Source organism: Sphingomonas psychrotolerans (assembly GCF_002796605.1).
Lineage (GTDB): Bacteria > Pseudomonadota > Alphaproteobacteria > Sphingomonadales > Sphingomonadaceae > Sphingomonas > Sphingomonas psychrotolerans.
In genome coordinates, this window is record NZ_CP024923.1 from 3,086,885 (window position 1) to 3,102,500 (window position 15,616).

The following is a 15,616-nucleotide window of genomic DNA, read 5'->3' on the forward strand; positions in this document are numbered from 1 at the left end:
CATCTGCGCTGCCGTACCCTATAGTACGGTATTTAAATCATGATGACTTTCCGTTTCCGGCCCGCGCTTCTTGCAACGCTGGCCACCCCCTTGCTGTTTTCCGCCTGCGCGCCGGTGCCGCAGCTCGGCGCGCGCCCCGAGGTTCGCGCCAGCGCCAGCTATGCCGTCAGCCAGACGTTCGCGCCTGCGGCTACCGCCTCGGCCTGGCCCGCGAGCAATTGGTGGGCCGATTATGCCGACCCGCAGCTCAGTGCGCTGATCGAGGAAGGGCTTACCGATTCGCCCGATCTCGCCGCCGCCGCGGCGCGACTGCGCTCGGCGCAGGCTTATGCACAGCAAGCCGGCGCCGCCCGCCTCCCCTCGATCGGGCTCGAGGCCAGCGCCACCCAGGCCAAGCAGAGCTATAACAACGGGATTCCGCCCGCATTCGTGCCACAGGGCTGGAACGACAGCGGCCGAGTCGCCGCGAGCCTGAGTTTCGACCTCGACCTGTGGGGAAAGAACCGCGCCGCGCTTGCCGCCGCGACTTCCGACGCCGAGGCCGCACGGATCGAGCTCGAACAATCGCGGCTGGTGCTTTCGACCAACATTGCCAGTGCCTATGCCGATCTCGCGCGGCTCGCCGCCGAGCACCGGGTGCAGGAAACGGCGCTGAGCCTGCGCAGCCAGACGCAGAAGCTCGTTGCCGACCGGGTCGCCGCCGGGCTCGACACCCGCGCCGAACTCAAACAGGCCGATTCAGCGGTGCCGGGCGCGCGTGCCAATCTCGCCGCGACCGACGAAGCGATCGGGCTCACCCGCAACCGCATCGCCGCGCTGCTCGGCAAGGGCCCCGATCGCGGGCTGACCATCGCGCTTCCCGCCCAGCCTGCGGAGGCGCGCTCGTTTCCCGCCGGGGTCACCACCGACCTGATCGGTCGCCGTCCCGACGTGGCCGCCGCCCGCGCGCGGGTCGAGGCGGCCGCTAGCCGGATCAAGGTGGCGCGTGCCGACTTCTACCCATCGGTCAATATCAGTGCCCTGGTCGGGCTCCAGTCGCTTGGCCTGTCCAACCTGTTCGACAGCGGCTCGACCTTCGGTCAGGCCGGCCCTGCGATCAGCCTGCCGATCTTCCGCGGCGGCCAGCTCGCGGGTCAGTATCGAGGCGCGCGCGCCGGTTATGACGAGGCGGTCGCCAATTATGACGGCCTGGTCGCGACTGCGTTCCGCGAAGTCGCCGATGCAGTGACCAGCCAGCGTGCGCTGGGCATCCGCCTTTCCGAGAGCCGGCAGGCGCTAGCCGATTCGGAAGCCGCTTATTCGATCGCGAGGCAACGCTTTGAAGGCGGCCTTTCGACCTTCCTCGATGTTCTGACTGCCGAAGACAGGGCGCTGCAGAACCGCCAGATCGTCGCCGACCTCGAGGCGCGGGCGTTCACGCTCGACGTCCAGTTGGTCCGCGCGCTCGGCGGAGGCTTTTCCAGTAACGAAGCGGCCGCGGCCGCGCGCAAGGACCCGACCCATGGCTGACGCAGATCCCGCAGCGCTCCACGAATTCCGCGCCGAACAGGCCAAACCCAACACGCTCCGCAAGAAGCTGCTCGGCGGCATCGCCGGCGCGGTTCTGCTTATCGGCGCCGGGTACGGTGGCTGGTACGCTTTGGTCGGCAGCCATCATATCGGCACCGACAATGCCTATGTCGGCGCCGACACCGCGAGCGTCACGCCGATGATCGCGGCGCAGGTGCTCAATGTCCGCGTGGCCGACACCCAGGCCGTGCGCAAGGGCGACATACTCGTCCAGCTCGACGACAGCGACGCGCGGATCGCGCTCGCCCAGGCCGAAGCGGACATGGCAACGGCGCGGCGCCAATATGGCCAGGCCACGGCGACCAGTGCCGCGCTCGCCTCCCAGGTCGAGGCGCGTGGCGCCGACATCACCAGCGCCCGCGCGCAGCTTGACGCCGCGCAGGCCGCCTATGAGAAAGCCCGCCTCGATCTCACTCGGCGCCAGAAGCTCGCTCCCAATGGCGCGGTGTCGGGCGACGAGCTGAGCTCGGCGGTCAATGCCTTTGCCTCGGCGCGGGCGAATCTCGAACTGGCGCGCGCGGCCATCGCGCAGGCGAGCTCAACCCGCGGCGCCGCGAGCGGCCAGCTCGCCGCGAACAACGCGCTGATCAGCGGCACCACGGCTTCCACCGCGCCCGAAGTACTCGCCGCGCAGGCCAGGGTCGCGCAGGCGAAGCTCGAGCTCGAGCGCACGCTGATCCGCGCGCCGATCGACGGAGTGATCACGCGGCGCAACGTCCAGATCGGCCAGCGTGTCGCGCCCGGCACGCCGCTGATGCTGATCGTCCCCGTCGGCCAGCTTTATGTCGACGCCAATTTCAAGGAAGGCCAGCTCACCCGAGTCAAGATCGGCCAGCCCGTGACGCTGACGTCCGACCTTTATGGCGGCGATGTCGAATATCATGGGCGTGTCGTCGGGCTTTCGGGCGGCACCGGATCGTCGTTCGCGCTGATCCCGGCGCAGAACGCCACCGGCAACTGGATCAAGGTGGTCCAGCGCCTGCCCGTCAGGGTCGCGCTCGATCCGCGCGAATTGCAGGCGCACCCCTTGCGGGTCGGCCTGTCGATGGACGCCGAGATCGACGTCTCCGCCAACTAAGGACGGCTGCAATGAACGCCAAAGCCGAGGTTGCGGCGCCGCTCACGGGCATGCGTCTGCTGCTCGCGGGCGCAGTGCTCGCGCTCACCAATTTCATGGTGGTGCTCGACACCACCATCGCCAACGTCTCGGTGCCGCACATCGCCGGCAGCCTCGGCATCTCGGCCAGCCAAGGGACGTGGATCATCACGTCCTACGCCGTCGCCGAAGCAGTATGCGTGCCGCTCACCGGCTGGCTCGCCGGCCGGTTCGGCGCGGTGCGCACCTTCACCTTCGGGATGATCGGATTCGGCATCTTCTCTCTGCTGTGCGGGGTGTCGACCTCGCTCGGCATGCTCGTCGCCTGCCGGATCGGGCAGGGACTGTGCGGCGGCCCGCTGATGCCGCTCAGCCAGACCTTGCTGATGCGCATCTTCAAGCCCGAGCAACGTGCGCAGGCGATGGGGGTGTGGGCGATGACCACCGTGACTGCGCCGATCCTCGGCCCGATCCTGGGCGGAGTGATCAGCGACACCTGGTCGTGGCACTGGATCTTCTTCATCAACTTGCCGGTCGCCGCGCTCTGCGCGTTCGGCGCGACCCGGCTGCTGGGCTCGTCCGAGACCAAAACCGAGAAGCTGCGGATCGACGGGGTGGGCCTCGCGCTGATGCTGTTGTGGATCGGCGCGCTGCAGATCATGCTCGACCTCGGCCGCGAGCATGATTGGTTCAGCGATCCGACGATCGTCGCGCTGGCAGTGATCGCCGCGGTGGGGCTGGTGGTGTTCCTGGCCTGGGAGCTCACCGAGGACCAGCCGATCGTCGATTTGCGGGTGTTTCGCCATCGCGGCTTCACCGTGGCGGTGGCGTCACTGTCCTTCGCCTTTGCGACCTTCTTCGCTTCGGCGGTGATCATCCCGCAATGGCTGCAGACGAGCATGGGCTACACCGCGACTTATGCGGGCTACGCCACTGCCTTCACCGGCGTGGCCGCGGTGATCATGTCTCCGATCGTCGCCAAGCTGTCGTCGAAGTTCGATCCGCGCGCCTTGGTATGCTTCGGCATATTGTGGCTGGGAATGACCTCACTGCTCCGGGTCCACTGGAACAGTGGCGCCGATTTCTGGACGCTGGCTCTCCCGCAATTGCTCCAGGGCTTCGGCATGCCGTTCTTCTTCATCCCGCTGACCACGCTGGCGCTCGGCGCGGTGGAGCCGGAGGAAACTGCGTCGGCGGCGGGGGTGATGAGCTTCCTGCGCACCATGGCGGGCGCGATCGGGACCTCGATCTCGGCGACGATGTGGGACAATAGCGGCCGGATCGCGCGCAGCGAGATCGTCTCGAAGCTCAACACGCAAGGCACCAGCGAGGCGCTCGCCGCGCAGGGCTTCTCGGTCGATCAGATCCGCGCGGTGATCGCGCAATTGGTCGACAAGGAAGCGATGGCGTTGGCCACCACGCACATCTTCCTGATCTCGGCAGTGGTGTTCGCCTTCGCGGCGATGATCATCTGGCTCACCCCGCGGCCGACACGGACGGTCGAGATGGGCGCGGCGCACTAGTTTCCCTCTTCGTCATCCCGGCGAAGGCGGGGATCCAGGGTCAAATCGGACAGCATTCGTGCCTCTGGATCCCGGCTTTCGCCAGGATGACGATTGAAGGTTGTTACAAACAGCGCGGATCGCGCACCGGAGCCTCAGCACCGCGGGTGAGCCAGCGGCCGTCGGGCGCCTGGTATTTCTCGCCGGGCGCGCTGCGCAGGATGAGGTTGCAGCCGGTGACGAACGCCATTTGCTGGACGGTCGAGCCGTTGGCGGCCTGCGCGGTGTACTGCTTCTTGCGCTGGATGTTGATGTTGTTGACCAGAGCCTGGAGCGTCGGCGTCGAGGCCCCGACCACGCCGAGATAGCCGTCGGGCTGCTCGCCCACCTGACCCGCGGCGCGCGCAGCCGAATAGGCCGGATCGCGCTGGGCGAATGCAGGACCTGCGATCAGCGCGGTTGCCGCGAGTGCGGCAGTGAAGAACATTGGGCGCATCAGAATATCCCTGGGTTTTCCTGGATCAGTGTCTTCGCCTTGTTGTCGAGACGATACACCACTTCCTGTGTGATCGATATGTTGAGGTTGATGACGATCGGCTTGTCCGGCGCGCTCACATTGACGCACCCGGCCATCATCCCGAGAGCGCCGACCGGCGCCATGGCCAAAAGGCCTCGTGATCGATTCAACCTCATTACGGCTCCCTTCATCGCAGCTTCTCGCTTTCGCGCGGCTGAACCGGCTTGCTGCCGTTCTGGCCATCGGATTGGTCTTGCTCCTGGAGCAATGCCGGCAAATTCCGTTCGATCAACCGGTTGGGATCGTACCAGGATTGTACCGAATCGAGCAGTTGCTTGAACGGCGCGCTCACCCGAACGTTGAACACGAAGGGGAGCTTCGCCAGTCGCCGCAACAGGAAATTGGATTTGGTGCCCTTGCCTTGGCTGACCCCGGCGAAGCGGATCTCGGTCACCATGTCGCCCGCGATCGGGCCGTTCATGTCGATCGTCAGGCTGCGATAGTCGAGCGCTTTCAAGGCCTGGAATGCCATGTTGCCCCACACCCCGACGTCACGCTGCGAGATCTCGCCGACATAAGCGAGCGACCCGCCGGAACGCGCGCGCAGGGATCCGCCTTCGATCCGCCCGCCTTTCGCGTCGAAGATCATCGGTAGCGTGCCATCGAACGTGCCGGTGGCGTCGAGATTGTCGAACTCCATTTCCTTGAGGAACAACGCCGCATCGGCGCCGATCACCCGGAAGGTCATCCGCCGCTCGCGACGCTCGCTGAAATCGAGGATCGTGGGCTCGAGCACCAGCTCGCCACCGGCAAAGGGCCAGCGCGCAGCCTCGACCTCGACCCGCTGGCTGTCGAGCAGGCGGAAGCGGATCGTTCCGTCGCGGACCGGCACGCCGGGGTTGATCTCGACGGTGGTCGCGATCTGCCCGGGGGCGGTGCGCATGTTGAGCAAGTCGTCGAACCGCAGCTCGGTCGCGAGGCCGCGCACCGGCCCGAACGCCGCCGCAAGATCGGTCGCCCTCGTGCCGAAGCGGCCAGTGCTCGACACGCCGTCGGGCGACCAGGTGATCCTGCCGCTGCCTTCTACTGTACCGGTCACGTCGGCGATGACGCCGAAGGTGAGCGGTGTGAGATCGCTGGGCTGGAGCCCCCCCTCGGCGAAACGCAATGCCGGCACCGTGATCGAGGCGAGGCCCCGGCCATCGCCCAGATCGTGCCGGATTTCGACCCGCGCGACGGACACTCCGGTCGCCTGCGACTTCAGCCCCGCCGTCGCGATGATGACATTGCCGGCCAGCCGCAGCGCGCCGTCTTCGCTCACCAGCGGATGGAAGCGTGACGGCGCGACTGCGTCGGTCAGTTGCAGCTTCCCGGCGAGCGAGAGCCCGGCGTCGCGCACCTGCCAATTGCCCGCGGCACCCGAGATCACCAGCGGGACGGCGCCGATCTGCCCGCTCAGCCCTGTGAAATCGCCGGCGATGGATTTGGCGAAGCTGCCGCTGAACGATGCGACATCGAGCCGCGTGACGCTCGCCGCTCCCAGCCGCACGCGCGTATCGGCGAGCGAGAATAGCCGCGTCCCGAGATCGAGCCGGCCCTCGGCCGCGGCGAGCTGGAGCGGACTCGAACCGACCCGTCCGACGAGCATGGGCTGCGCGAAGCGGATCCCTCCCGCCACGCCATGCGGCGACGCCTCGAACATCGCGCCGCCGATCGGACAGGCGCGCACGCTCCCCGGTGCCAGCACCGCCCCGGCAATGGCGATGCGCGCGTAGCGGACCGTGGCGCAGCCCGGATTCAGCGCGACATGCGTGCCGCGCCAGCGCGCATCGAGCGGAAGCGACAGGCCTTCGACCCGGCCATTCGGGACCGGGCCGGAAATCGTGGCGGCGGTTTTCAACGCGCCCCCGCCTTGCCCGACCGCGAAGGTGATTCGAGAGAGCGCAAGGGTCGAACCGCCGACGGCGTAAGGCTGGACGAAGCCGACGCCGTGGAGGCGTTCGTCGCCGGGCCGCTGCGAAAGCCGGATCATCGCCTCGGGCATGCCGCCACCGCGAAGCGCGAGCGTGCCGTCTATCCGTGGACTCGCTCGGTTGGTCGCGCCGGTCAGCCCGCGTCCGCGATCGAAAGACAATCGCGCGCCCGTAGCGGCGACGATCTCGAGCCGGGGAAGGCTATAGACTATTCCCGCCGGGGAAGTGGCGAACGACAGATCGGCGCTCGCGTCGAACGCCGCCGCGGCAGCGGCCGCGGATTGCGCGAGCCGCGCGGCGATCGGCGCAAGCGGGGTGCCCTGCGCCGCCGCAGCCGTGCCGCCGATGCTCGCGCGCAACGGACGCGACACGCCCACCGATCGCCCGACGATCTTTCCGCGATATTCGAACCGGCCGGCATGCTGGCTATAATCGCCCGCAAAGTGCAGCGCCGCACCGGCGGCCTCGGGCGCCACGAACCGCCCCGAATGCAGCGCGATCTTCCCGCGCGTGCCCGTGGCGCCGCCATCGAACGAGACGCGTCCCCGGAGGTCGGAGACCCGGCGTCCGGCCGTATCGAGGCGGACCAGCGCGAGGTCGGCTGCCCCGGTCCAGCTGTCGAGCGCGGCGCCGAAGATCGCCTGCACGGCCACCTTCGGTGTCGCCACACGCACCGCACCGCATTCGAGCTGTGCCGCTGCCAATGGCCCGGCGATCGCCGGTCGGGCGCGGCGAATTTGCAAGTTAAGGGTTCCCGCCACCCGCGAGGCCGAGCAGCCCGCCAGATCGAGCCGCGGCGCAGCGAGCCGCGCCGTCCCGGCAAACCCGTCATCGAGCATGCCGCGCCCTGCCAGCGCCACGTCGACGATGCCGTGCCCGCTATTCAGGCGCAGCCGCGCGTCCGCAACGTCGAGCTTGACGTGCGGAAGCGCGAACGGCTTGCCGGAGGGCGGCGGCAGCAGCCGGTCGATCGCACCGAGCGACAGCCGGCCATGGATCACCCGGCCCTTCAGCTGGACCCGGCCGGCGCGAAGCTCGAGCACTTCGGCATTCCACGGCGACAGCGAGGTCCCGATCTCGACCCAGTCGGCGACCAGGTCGGGGTCGCGCGGATCGCCAATCACTACGCCGGTAAGCCGCTGATGCCAGGGAGAAAGGCGCTCAATCTGATATTGCGCACGCACGCCCCGGCGCGCGAGTTCGCGATCGACGAACTCGCGCGCGATCGTCCGCCGCTGGAGCCAGAGCGCGAAGAGCGCGGCGAGGATCAGCAGCGCCAGTGTCAGGAAGAGACGGCCCCACGGCCGGCGGGCACGGGGGGCCGCTGGTCGGGCGCTTGCCTGCTCTGGCGTATCATCAAGGCTCGTGGTCACGCCGCAGCAAACTCCCGGGCGGGCACTATGGCGACCTTGGGCATGACGGCAAGGGTCTGCGACAGCGACGATGGCGCGCCGCACACCACGCCCCCGCAGCGGCCGCTCTCCCCCGGTCGGAATAACTCCGTAAACATCCCAATGTCGTTGCGTTCCACTCTGGCCGAAAAGCAGCTGCCGATATCGGAGGCTGAGATGAACGTTGCACTCATGCAGTTTCGGAGGATCGATGCGCGGCAGAGCGCAAGCTCCGCATCCTGATCGGCGGTTCGAGGCTGTCGGTCATCCTTTTGGCCGCATTGGCGGAGCCGTACTGGCGGCACCGATCTGATGGATCGGCTTTCGAAATCGACGCCACTCGTTCAGCCGCTTCACGTGGTTGTGCTGGGCCATCCCGATCGCGAGGGCTTCGCGGCTGCCGTTGCGTCCGGGCACCGGGCCGTTCGAGCCGGCACCCGACATCGCCGAAGATATCGAATTGCTCGGACCGCGGATGTGATCACCTTGGTATACCCGATGGTATATCGGTCTCATCGTCGATGATCGCGAGCAGTCGATCGACGACGGCTCTTCCGACCGGCGCGACAATCCCGAATTCCGCCATATGGGCGCGGGTGGCGTTGATGATCATGATCAGCTGCCGGGTGAGCATCCGTCGGACCTTATGCAGCATCATGCGCTCTGCTCGTCCGGCGCCTTTGGTTCGACAAACCGCATATTCGGGCGGATGGCGGCCTCGGCGATCGCTTCGGCATCGGCCATGTCGTTCTTCTGCCGCTTTACGTATGGCTTCACATACAGTTTCACCTCGTGACCGAGCCGGGTGAGCGCGCGAGCCCAGAAATGCGAGGTGGCACACGCCTCGATCCCGACCAGGCAGGGCGGAAGTTGCTCGAAGAATGGCAGCAGGCGAGCTCGCGTCTGTCGCTTTTGCAGCACCGTCACTCCGGCATCATCAACACCGCGCAGCTGGAAAACGGACTTCTCGATGTCCAACCCGATAACTCGACGTCTGCCATGACACTCTCCTGAAAGCGGACGTTAGTTTAGCTTGAGAGCGAACAGCAGTTTAGATGCGAGGGCGCACAGAGCGCGATCACGAGGACGGCCGATGTTGCCGGAATGAGGCAAGCGACAGGGAGGGCGGACATTCCCTCCACCGATCACGCGTATGGCCGTCGAGTTCCCAGTCCGTCGGGCTTGAACTGCATCAGCGAGACCGGTTAAGAATGAAGGAGGTCACGCCGCCTGGTCGAGCGCCGCCGGCTCCGCTGCATCAAGCCAGTCGTCGATCGTCTCAGCCAGTTCGACGAGCAGATTGGGCCGATAGTGGCTGACGTCGGCCATGTCTGCGCTGTCCGCTTGAGATAGATCGACGATGTCGATGCACTTCCATTCTGCCGCCGCCAGCCACCATTCGCGGTTGAAGCGCATCGTGCGATCCCGCGTCTGGTTCATCTGGGGCCGATACATCGCGTCCGGCGCATTGTCGGGCGGAAGCACGATCAGCGCGCGCATGCCTTGCGCGTCGAGGAATGCGCAGAATTTGCGAACGCACTCGCGATAGATCCCGTGATCGAGCATTGGCGCGAGGCCCGGCCAGCGCGGATCGGTATAGTCTATCCCGGCGCCATAGACCACGTAAGGCGGATAGGTCTGTTCCCTGTGGCTGTCGTCCCACACCATTCGCAGCGCGAACAGGCGCGGATTGTTGTCGAACTCGAGGCGGCTGCGATTGCGGCTGAAATGAGCGATACCGCCGGACTGGCAATCGAACATGACCCGCAGCACCGGCGCTTCGGCAAGACTGGTCACCTGGCCGGCGATCAATCTGCTTCGGATGTCCGGATCATGGAAGGAGCAGTCCTCGATCCAGTCGGGCCGGGCGCGGTCGAACCGGTCCTGCCACCGTGCGGCGTCGATCGCCGGCCACTTTTCCTCCACCTTGCACATGGCATAGGCTTCGATACCCATGTGCATTGCCCGGCACGAGAAGACGAAATGGACGAAATGCTGGCTGCGGCGATCGACCATCACGAAGCCGACAAGGCCATAATCGCCATAGCGGTCCCAGGCGAAAATCGACCAGCTGTCATAGCCGACGACGTCGATGATGCAGGCCTCGAGATCGGCGCGCTCGACGCGTGATCCGGTGTAATTCAGCTGATTCGAGCGGTTGATCAGCTCGGCGAGCCGGCCGGTGAAATCGAGATTGTCCATGAGGAAAGGCGCGCAGGCCTTGATGCCGCACGAGCGGAGAAAGTCCTCGTTTGAGCCGGCGCTGACGTCGCGGTCGCGGGTCTTGCGTTCGAGGATGCGGTATTCCTCGACCCGGCTTCTGCCGACCGGGAGCGCCTCGACCAGGGCCTGGAGCTGTGCATCCGCGTCGGGACGGGTGATGTCGAGCAACTGGATCTCGGGCAGGACGAACCGCACTTCCTCGAGGTTGAGCAGGTTGTCGTCGACGAACAGCACATTACAGGCGCGCAGCTGCATGTCGGCGATGATCTTTCCGATCGCCGCCGCCTTGGGGGTAAAGGCGATGTGCGCGAAGACGAACGCATCCCACAGGCCGAGTTCGATGAGCTTCGCTTTCGCGTTGTCCCGATCGTTCTTCGAACAGATCGACGATACGACGCCGCGCGCATTGAGTTCGCGCACGATTGCGGCACGGCTCTCGAACAGCGCGACATCGTCGCCGTCGGCGAGAGTGCCGCGCCAGAGCGTATCGTCCAGATCCCAGATGACGAGCTTGATCATTCGGGGCCTATCGGATGAGATGCCGGAAGAACGATTTGTTCGCGCGGATGGCCGGACGCAGCCGCTCGGGAACTTCGCGCAGCGACAATTTGCGGATCGAGGGCGTGCGGTGCGAAGGCGACAGCGAGATCAGCAGCGTCAGGAGGGCGCGGCGCTTCGCCGGCGGGGTGCCTCGGTGCAATGCGAAGGTGTTGACGAAATAGACGTCTCCCGGTTCCGCCAGAACCACGCCCGCACCCTTTGCCGCCTTCGTAGGCTCGAGCTCGGCGTCGGAAAATCGCCGTATCTCGTAGAATTCGCGCATCCCCGAAGTGCCTGGAATGAGTTCGGTCGGGCCGTCTGCGCGCGTTTCGATCGCCTGTAGCGGAATGAAGACGCGCACGAAGTTTAACGGCTCCGCGGCGTCCCGGTGCCAGTTCTGGTTCTGATAAGGCGCTTGGCTCGGTTGACTGATCCACGACCACGCCCAGCTCATCGCCGCCTTGGGACCGAGCGCCTCACGGCAGAAGTCGATCAGCGCCTGCGAGGAGCAGATTTCGAGGAAAGTCTCGTTCTCGAAGAGAGTCTGCGGAAGCATGTAGAGGAATGGACTGTCGCTCTCCTCCGGCCGGCCGACATGCTCGAACTCCGGGCGATAGGGTTCGTTGTAGCGGCCGGCCGCATAGAGATCGCCTGCGAACTTCTGCAGCAGTGCCGGGTCGAGCATGCCGGAGGCGAAGTGAAAGTCGGCATTGTCGAACTCGGCGGCGCGTTCGGTCCTCGGGCGACGCGCGGCGAAAGGCTGCTTGAGAAGCCGCTCCACTTTGCCGAGTCGCGCGATCCTCGCCGGGTCGTTAGACCGGGTCTTGAACCACCAGATGTAGTTGTACGCGTAATTGGCGCGAACGAGATAGCCGAGACGGCGGATCGCGCCATCGCGGCGGATGCCTTCGGCGACCTGGGCGCGATAGCTCTTGATCCCTCCTTCAGGGGAATGGTCCAGTCCGAAGAAGCAGGCGCGGCCGAATTGCGGAGTCACGAAATCCCTCTCTTCGCCGGATCACCGGCGGTGGTTAACTCTCCCATTGTAGAAAGACTTCGCCGGCACGGGCGCTCGCGGAGCAAAAGCGGGGACGCGGGCCAGACGCCCCGCGCACTCGCCGAGGCTCGACTCGCATCACGCCGCCGGGCGGAACGGTAACGAGGACCACCGTTCCAGGATCCCGCACTTAGGCTCGAACGGTGCCAGCCGCCTATAATGCGCGTTAGGCATGATTATTGGGATTCGAACAATGACCGCTCATCAGGAGCTGCCGGCGACGAATGAAGCGCCCGCGTCGACGCTGGATCACAACGGCATCATCGATATCATCGTCCCGGATTTGTCAGACGAACTCGATCACCCCGAGTTGTGGCCTGTCTTTCATCAGTTTCTCGACCATTTTCCGGATCTCGCCATACCTGTGGCGATCCGGCTCAACGCAGAGCGCGAGCCTCAGGCGGAGGCTGCGCTGACAACCATCCTCGCGCTTTGCTACGGCGCGATGGGTAAAGCGGAGGCGGGTGTTCGAGAGATCGACAAACTGTCCGCCAAACGTCCGAGCGCGCTTCTGACCGGGGCCCGGGGGCACCTTCTCTCGATGGTCGCGGCCAGCGACATTGCCGGCCCCGATTATGAGGCATGCTGGTCTCCGGCCGTCGAAGCCATCTTGAGGCGCGAGAAGATATATCTGGCCCACGAATGGTTGGTGGAAGGCGTGTTCGCACCCGGCACAACAGTGCGGGTCCCTGGCGCCTGGCGACCCGAGCGTTTTGCATCCATGCCGAGGGGCGGGTTCGCAAATTTTGGAGCCTTCACTTATTGTCAGTCGCCAGGACTGATCTTGCCATTCGAAGCCGGCCGTTATTGCTCGATCGCCTTGGGGACACGGGTAATGGGGCCGACACACCCCTCGGATTGGGTATCGAGCCACTTCTGGCCCTGGCGCTGGCATATGAATGAACTCGCCAAAAATGAGTTCGGCCGTGAGGTACCAATCCGTCATTTTCAGACCGACCTCGGGACCGTGAGGATCGGCAATGACGTGTGGATCGGCCAAGATGTGCTTATCAAGGGCGGCATCACAATAGGCGACGGCGCGATCGTCGCGGCCGGGTCGGTCGTCAGCAAGGACGTGCCGCCCTATGCGATCGTCGGCGGGGTTCCCGCCCGAACCATTCGGATGCGCTTCGACGACGAGACCGTCGAGCGGCTACTCGCCAGCCGATGGTGGGACTATAATTATGTCGACTTCGCTTCGCTCGATCCAACCGATCCGAACCGCTTCCTGGATGGCCTCGAGCCAATGATCGCCTCCGGCGCGATCCAGAGTTTCGACCCCGGACGAGTTTCGGTCGCGGCGTTGCTCAGGGCGGAACTCGGCTGACGGCGGGGATGGGGCTCGTCGGTAATCGAAGCGAATCGCCAAGGTCAGCGAACGACCGATTTCGTACCAGCGGCGCCTCCAAGTCATTCAGAACGCGCCTCTGCTTCGGCCAGATCACCTCGGCTCAAACCTGCCTCCAAAACGCAGCGTCGAGTCAAGCACTTCTCGCTACGTCAATACTTCATGCAAATGTATCATTCCGCTGAAAACTCCCGCAGATCCGTCCGTCGCCTTTAACGGTGAAATATGGCTGCAAGCACGGGATGACTTACGCAGTTATAGCGCTAGATCAGAGCCATCCTCGCATGACTGCCGCCGCTCAGTGGGCGTAACCCCGATGAGAGCCATTTGGGTACTCCGCAGGCGTCTGCGGGGATTACCCCAGAAAATACCCCCAAATGCCAATCGACGTAGTGTCATCCAGCGGCATCCGGCGAGAGGTTCTGGATCCGTGCGACCCGGCGTGGGCTGGAGAACAGGCACAAAAAAACCGCCCCGGGGTGTCCCGAGACGGTCTGGTTGTGGTGTGGTTGCGGGAGCAGGATTTGAACCTGCGACCTTCAGGTTATGAGCCTGACGAGCTACCGGGCTGCTCCATCCCGCGGCACATTGTTGCCTCAAGCGCCGGCGACTTTCGCGTCCCGGACATGGTCCGGAACCCGGCGGCCGTTCGGCCTTGCGGGGCTTCGCCCCGATGGCGTTTCTGACGTTGTGAATGGGTTTTTCTTTGCAGAACCTTTGATCTTCAGCGCATTTGCACGAGCTGCAATGCCTGGCGGCGACCTACTCTTCCATCGCTTGAGCGATAGTACCATCGGCGCTGTCTGGTTTCACGGCCGAGTTCGGGATGGGATCGGGTGGTTCACAGACGCCATAGCCACCAGGCAATGGAGCCCGTGCAGACGCGCTGAAAATCATGGGTTCAAATCGATACCGTGCACACGGTTGAATACAAGCTGCGATGATCATCCGACCATATGCAACGCCGGGTTTGTACCCAGAATTGTCATTGATGGTGGAACTCTCAAGCGCGAACAGGACAATTAGTACTGGTTAGCTCCATACGTTACCGTACTTCCACATCCAGTCTATCAAGGTCGTGGTCTCCGACCGTCCTATGAAATCTTATCTCGAGGGAGGCTTCCCGCTTAGATGCTTTCAGCGGTTATCCCGTCCATACATAGCTACCCAGCTGCGCTCTTGGCAGAACGACTGGTACACCAGAGGTATGTTCAACCCGGTCCTCTCGTACTAGGGTCAACTCCTCTCAAATTTCGACGCCCACGGCAGATAGGGACCAAACTGTCTCGCGACGTTCTGAACCCAGCTCACGTACCACTTTAATTGGCGAACAGCCAAACCCTTGGGACCTGCTCCAGCCCCAGGATGTGATGAGCCGACATCGAGGTGCCAAACAACCCCGTCGATATGAGCTCTTGGGGGTTATCAGCCTGTTATCCCCGGCGTACCTTTTATCCGTTGAGCGATGGCCCTTCCACGAGGGACCACCGGATCACTATGACCGACTTTCGTCTCTGCTCGACTTGTCAGTCTCGCAGTCAGGCTGGCTTATGCCATTGCACTCTAACAGACGGTTTCCAACCGTCCTGAGCCAACCTTCGCGCGCCTCCGTTACTCTTTAGGAGGCGACCGCCCCAGTCAAACTACCCGCCACAGAGGGTCCCAGCACCGGATGACGGTGCGTGGTTAGACATCAGAAACAAACAGGGTGGTATTTCACATTGTGGCTCCACACGGGCTGGCGCCCATGCTTCAAAGCCTCCCACCTATTCTACACAGTTTCTTCCTAATGCCACTCTGAAGCTGCAGTAAAGGTGCACGGGGTCTTTCCGTCTAACCGCGGGTACTCCGCATCTTCACGGAGAATTCAATTTCGCTGAGCATGTCCTGGAGACAGTGGGGAAGTCGTTACGCCATTCGTGCAGGTCGGAACTTACCCGACAAGGAATTTCGCTACCTTAGGACCGTTATAGTTACGGCCGCCGTTTACCTGGGCTTCATTTCGGAGCTTGCACCCCTCCACTTAACCTTCAGGCACCGGGCAGGCGTCAGACCCTATACGTCGTCTTGAAGCCGACTTAGCAGAGCCCTGTGTTTTTGCTAAACAGTCGCTACCCCCTGGCCTGTGCCCCCTCAAAAAGCTTGCGCTCAGTGAGGGCCTCCTTCTTCCGAAGGTACGGAGGCAATTTGCCGAGTTCCTTCAGGACACTTCTCTCAAGCGCCTTGGTATACTCTACCTGACCACCTGTGTCGGTTTCGGGTACGGTCTATACGGTGGGGCTATTTCCCGGGACCTCTTCGAAGCACGATCAATCCGATAAGATCGTACAACACACGAGATCCGTCACACACCACCAGGCCCACGAATATTAACGTGGTTCCCATCGACTACCCCCTTCG

11 protein-coding genes, 1 tRNA gene and 2 rRNA genes (1 of these 14 only partly in view) are annotated in these 15,616 nt (G+C 64.2%); 4 read left to right on the top strand and 10 right to left on the bottom strand.

Features of this window, described 5'->3' with window-relative positions:
• Positions 1 to 42 precede the first annotated feature (42 nt).
• From CVN68_RS13950 to CVN68_RS13960, 3 genes are read left to right on the top strand one after another with little or no spacing between them, the layout of a single operon-like run.
• The gene (locus tag CVN68_RS13950) at positions 43 to 1,509 is read left to right on the top strand and encodes an efflux transporter outer membrane subunit (protein ID WP_233503357.1); all 1,467 of its coding nucleotides are present in this window, start codon (positions 43 to 45) and stop codon (positions 1,507 to 1,509) included.
• Complete coding sequence (locus tag CVN68_RS13955) at positions 1,502 to 2,647, top strand: HlyD family secretion protein (protein WP_100282737.1); 1,146 nt, start codon at positions 1,502 to 1,504, stop codon at positions 2,645 to 2,647. The genes CVN68_RS13950 and CVN68_RS13955 overlap by 8 nt, the downstream gene beginning before the upstream one ends.
• An 11-nt stretch (positions 2,648 to 2,658) precedes the next feature.
• Positions 2,659 to 4,188, top strand: a complete 1,530-nt coding sequence (locus tag CVN68_RS13960) for a DHA2 family efflux MFS transporter permease subunit (RefSeq protein WP_100282738.1) — start codon at positions 2,659 to 2,661, stop codon at positions 4,186 to 4,188.
• Between the two features lie 103 nt (positions 4,189 to 4,291).
• On the opposite strand, the gene CVN68_RS13965 is transcribed toward CVN68_RS13960, so the two are convergent.
• The 7 genes from CVN68_RS13965 to CVN68_RS13995 form a co-directional block, all read right to left on the bottom strand.
• Positions 4,292 to 4,663 carry a YdbL family protein gene (locus CVN68_RS13965; protein WP_100282739.1) on the bottom strand — a complete coding sequence of 124 codons (372 nt, stop codon included), beginning with the start codon at positions 4,661 to 4,663 and terminating at the stop codon, positions 4,292 to 4,294.
• Positions 4,663 to 4,827 carry a YnbE family lipoprotein gene (locus tag CVN68_RS13970; protein ID WP_233503358.1) on the bottom strand — a complete coding sequence of 55 codons (165 nt, stop codon included), beginning with the start codon at positions 4,825 to 4,827 and terminating at the stop codon, positions 4,663 to 4,665. The genes CVN68_RS13965 and CVN68_RS13970 overlap by 1 nt, the downstream gene beginning before the upstream one ends.
• A gap of 44 nt (positions 4,828 to 4,871) precedes the next feature.
• Positions 4,872 to 8,030, bottom strand: a complete 3,159-nt coding sequence (locus CVN68_RS13975) for an intermembrane phospholipid transport protein YdbH family protein (RefSeq protein WP_100282741.1) — start codon at positions 8,028 to 8,030, stop codon at positions 4,872 to 4,874.
• A gap of 499 nt (positions 8,031 to 8,529) precedes the next feature.
• Positions 8,530 to 8,706, bottom strand: coding sequence for a hypothetical protein (locus CVN68_RS23245; protein WP_158298887.1), 177 nt, complete (start codon positions 8,704 to 8,706; stop codon positions 8,530 to 8,532).
• Positions 8,703 to 9,026, bottom strand: a complete 324-nt coding sequence (locus CVN68_RS13985; protein ID WP_100282743.1) for a hypothetical protein — start codon at positions 9,024 to 9,026, stop codon at positions 8,703 to 8,705. The genes CVN68_RS23245 and CVN68_RS13985 overlap by 4 nt, the downstream gene beginning before the upstream one ends.
• A gap of 243 nt (positions 9,027 to 9,269) precedes the next feature.
• Entirely contained in the window at positions 9,270 to 10,790 is a 1,521-nt protein-coding gene (locus CVN68_RS13990) for a hypothetical protein (protein ID WP_100282744.1), read from the bottom strand.
• Between the two features lie 7 nt (positions 10,791 to 10,797).
• The gene (locus tag CVN68_RS13995; RefSeq protein WP_100282745.1) at positions 10,798 to 11,808 is read right to left on the bottom strand and encodes a phytanoyl-CoA dioxygenase family protein; all 1,011 of its coding nucleotides are present in this window, start codon (positions 11,806 to 11,808) and stop codon (positions 10,798 to 10,800) included.
• 253 nt (positions 11,809 to 12,061) lie between these two features.
• On the opposite strand from CVN68_RS13995, the gene CVN68_RS24325 reads away from it, so the two are divergent.
• Positions 12,062 to 13,195 (top strand): CatB-related O-acetyltransferase, encoded by a 1,134-nt coding sequence (locus tag CVN68_RS24325; protein WP_324869959.1) that lies wholly within the window; start codon positions 12,062 to 12,064, stop codon positions 13,193 to 13,195.
• A gap of 527 nt (positions 13,196 to 13,722) precedes the next feature.
• Here the strand turns inward: CVN68_RS24325 and CVN68_RS14005 are convergent.
• The 3 genes from CVN68_RS14005 to CVN68_RS14015 form a co-directional block, all read right to left on the bottom strand.
• Positions 13,723 to 13,799, bottom strand: a tRNA-Met gene (locus CVN68_RS14005).
• Positions 13,800 to 13,965: 166 nt separating this feature from the next.
• Positions 13,966 to 14,080, bottom strand: a 5S ribosomal RNA gene (gene rrf, locus CVN68_RS14010).
• 138 nt (positions 14,081 to 14,218) lie between these two features.
• Positions 14,219 to 15,616: ribosomal RNA gene (locus tag CVN68_RS14015) — 23S ribosomal RNA — on the bottom strand (it continues 1,397 nt past the right edge of the window).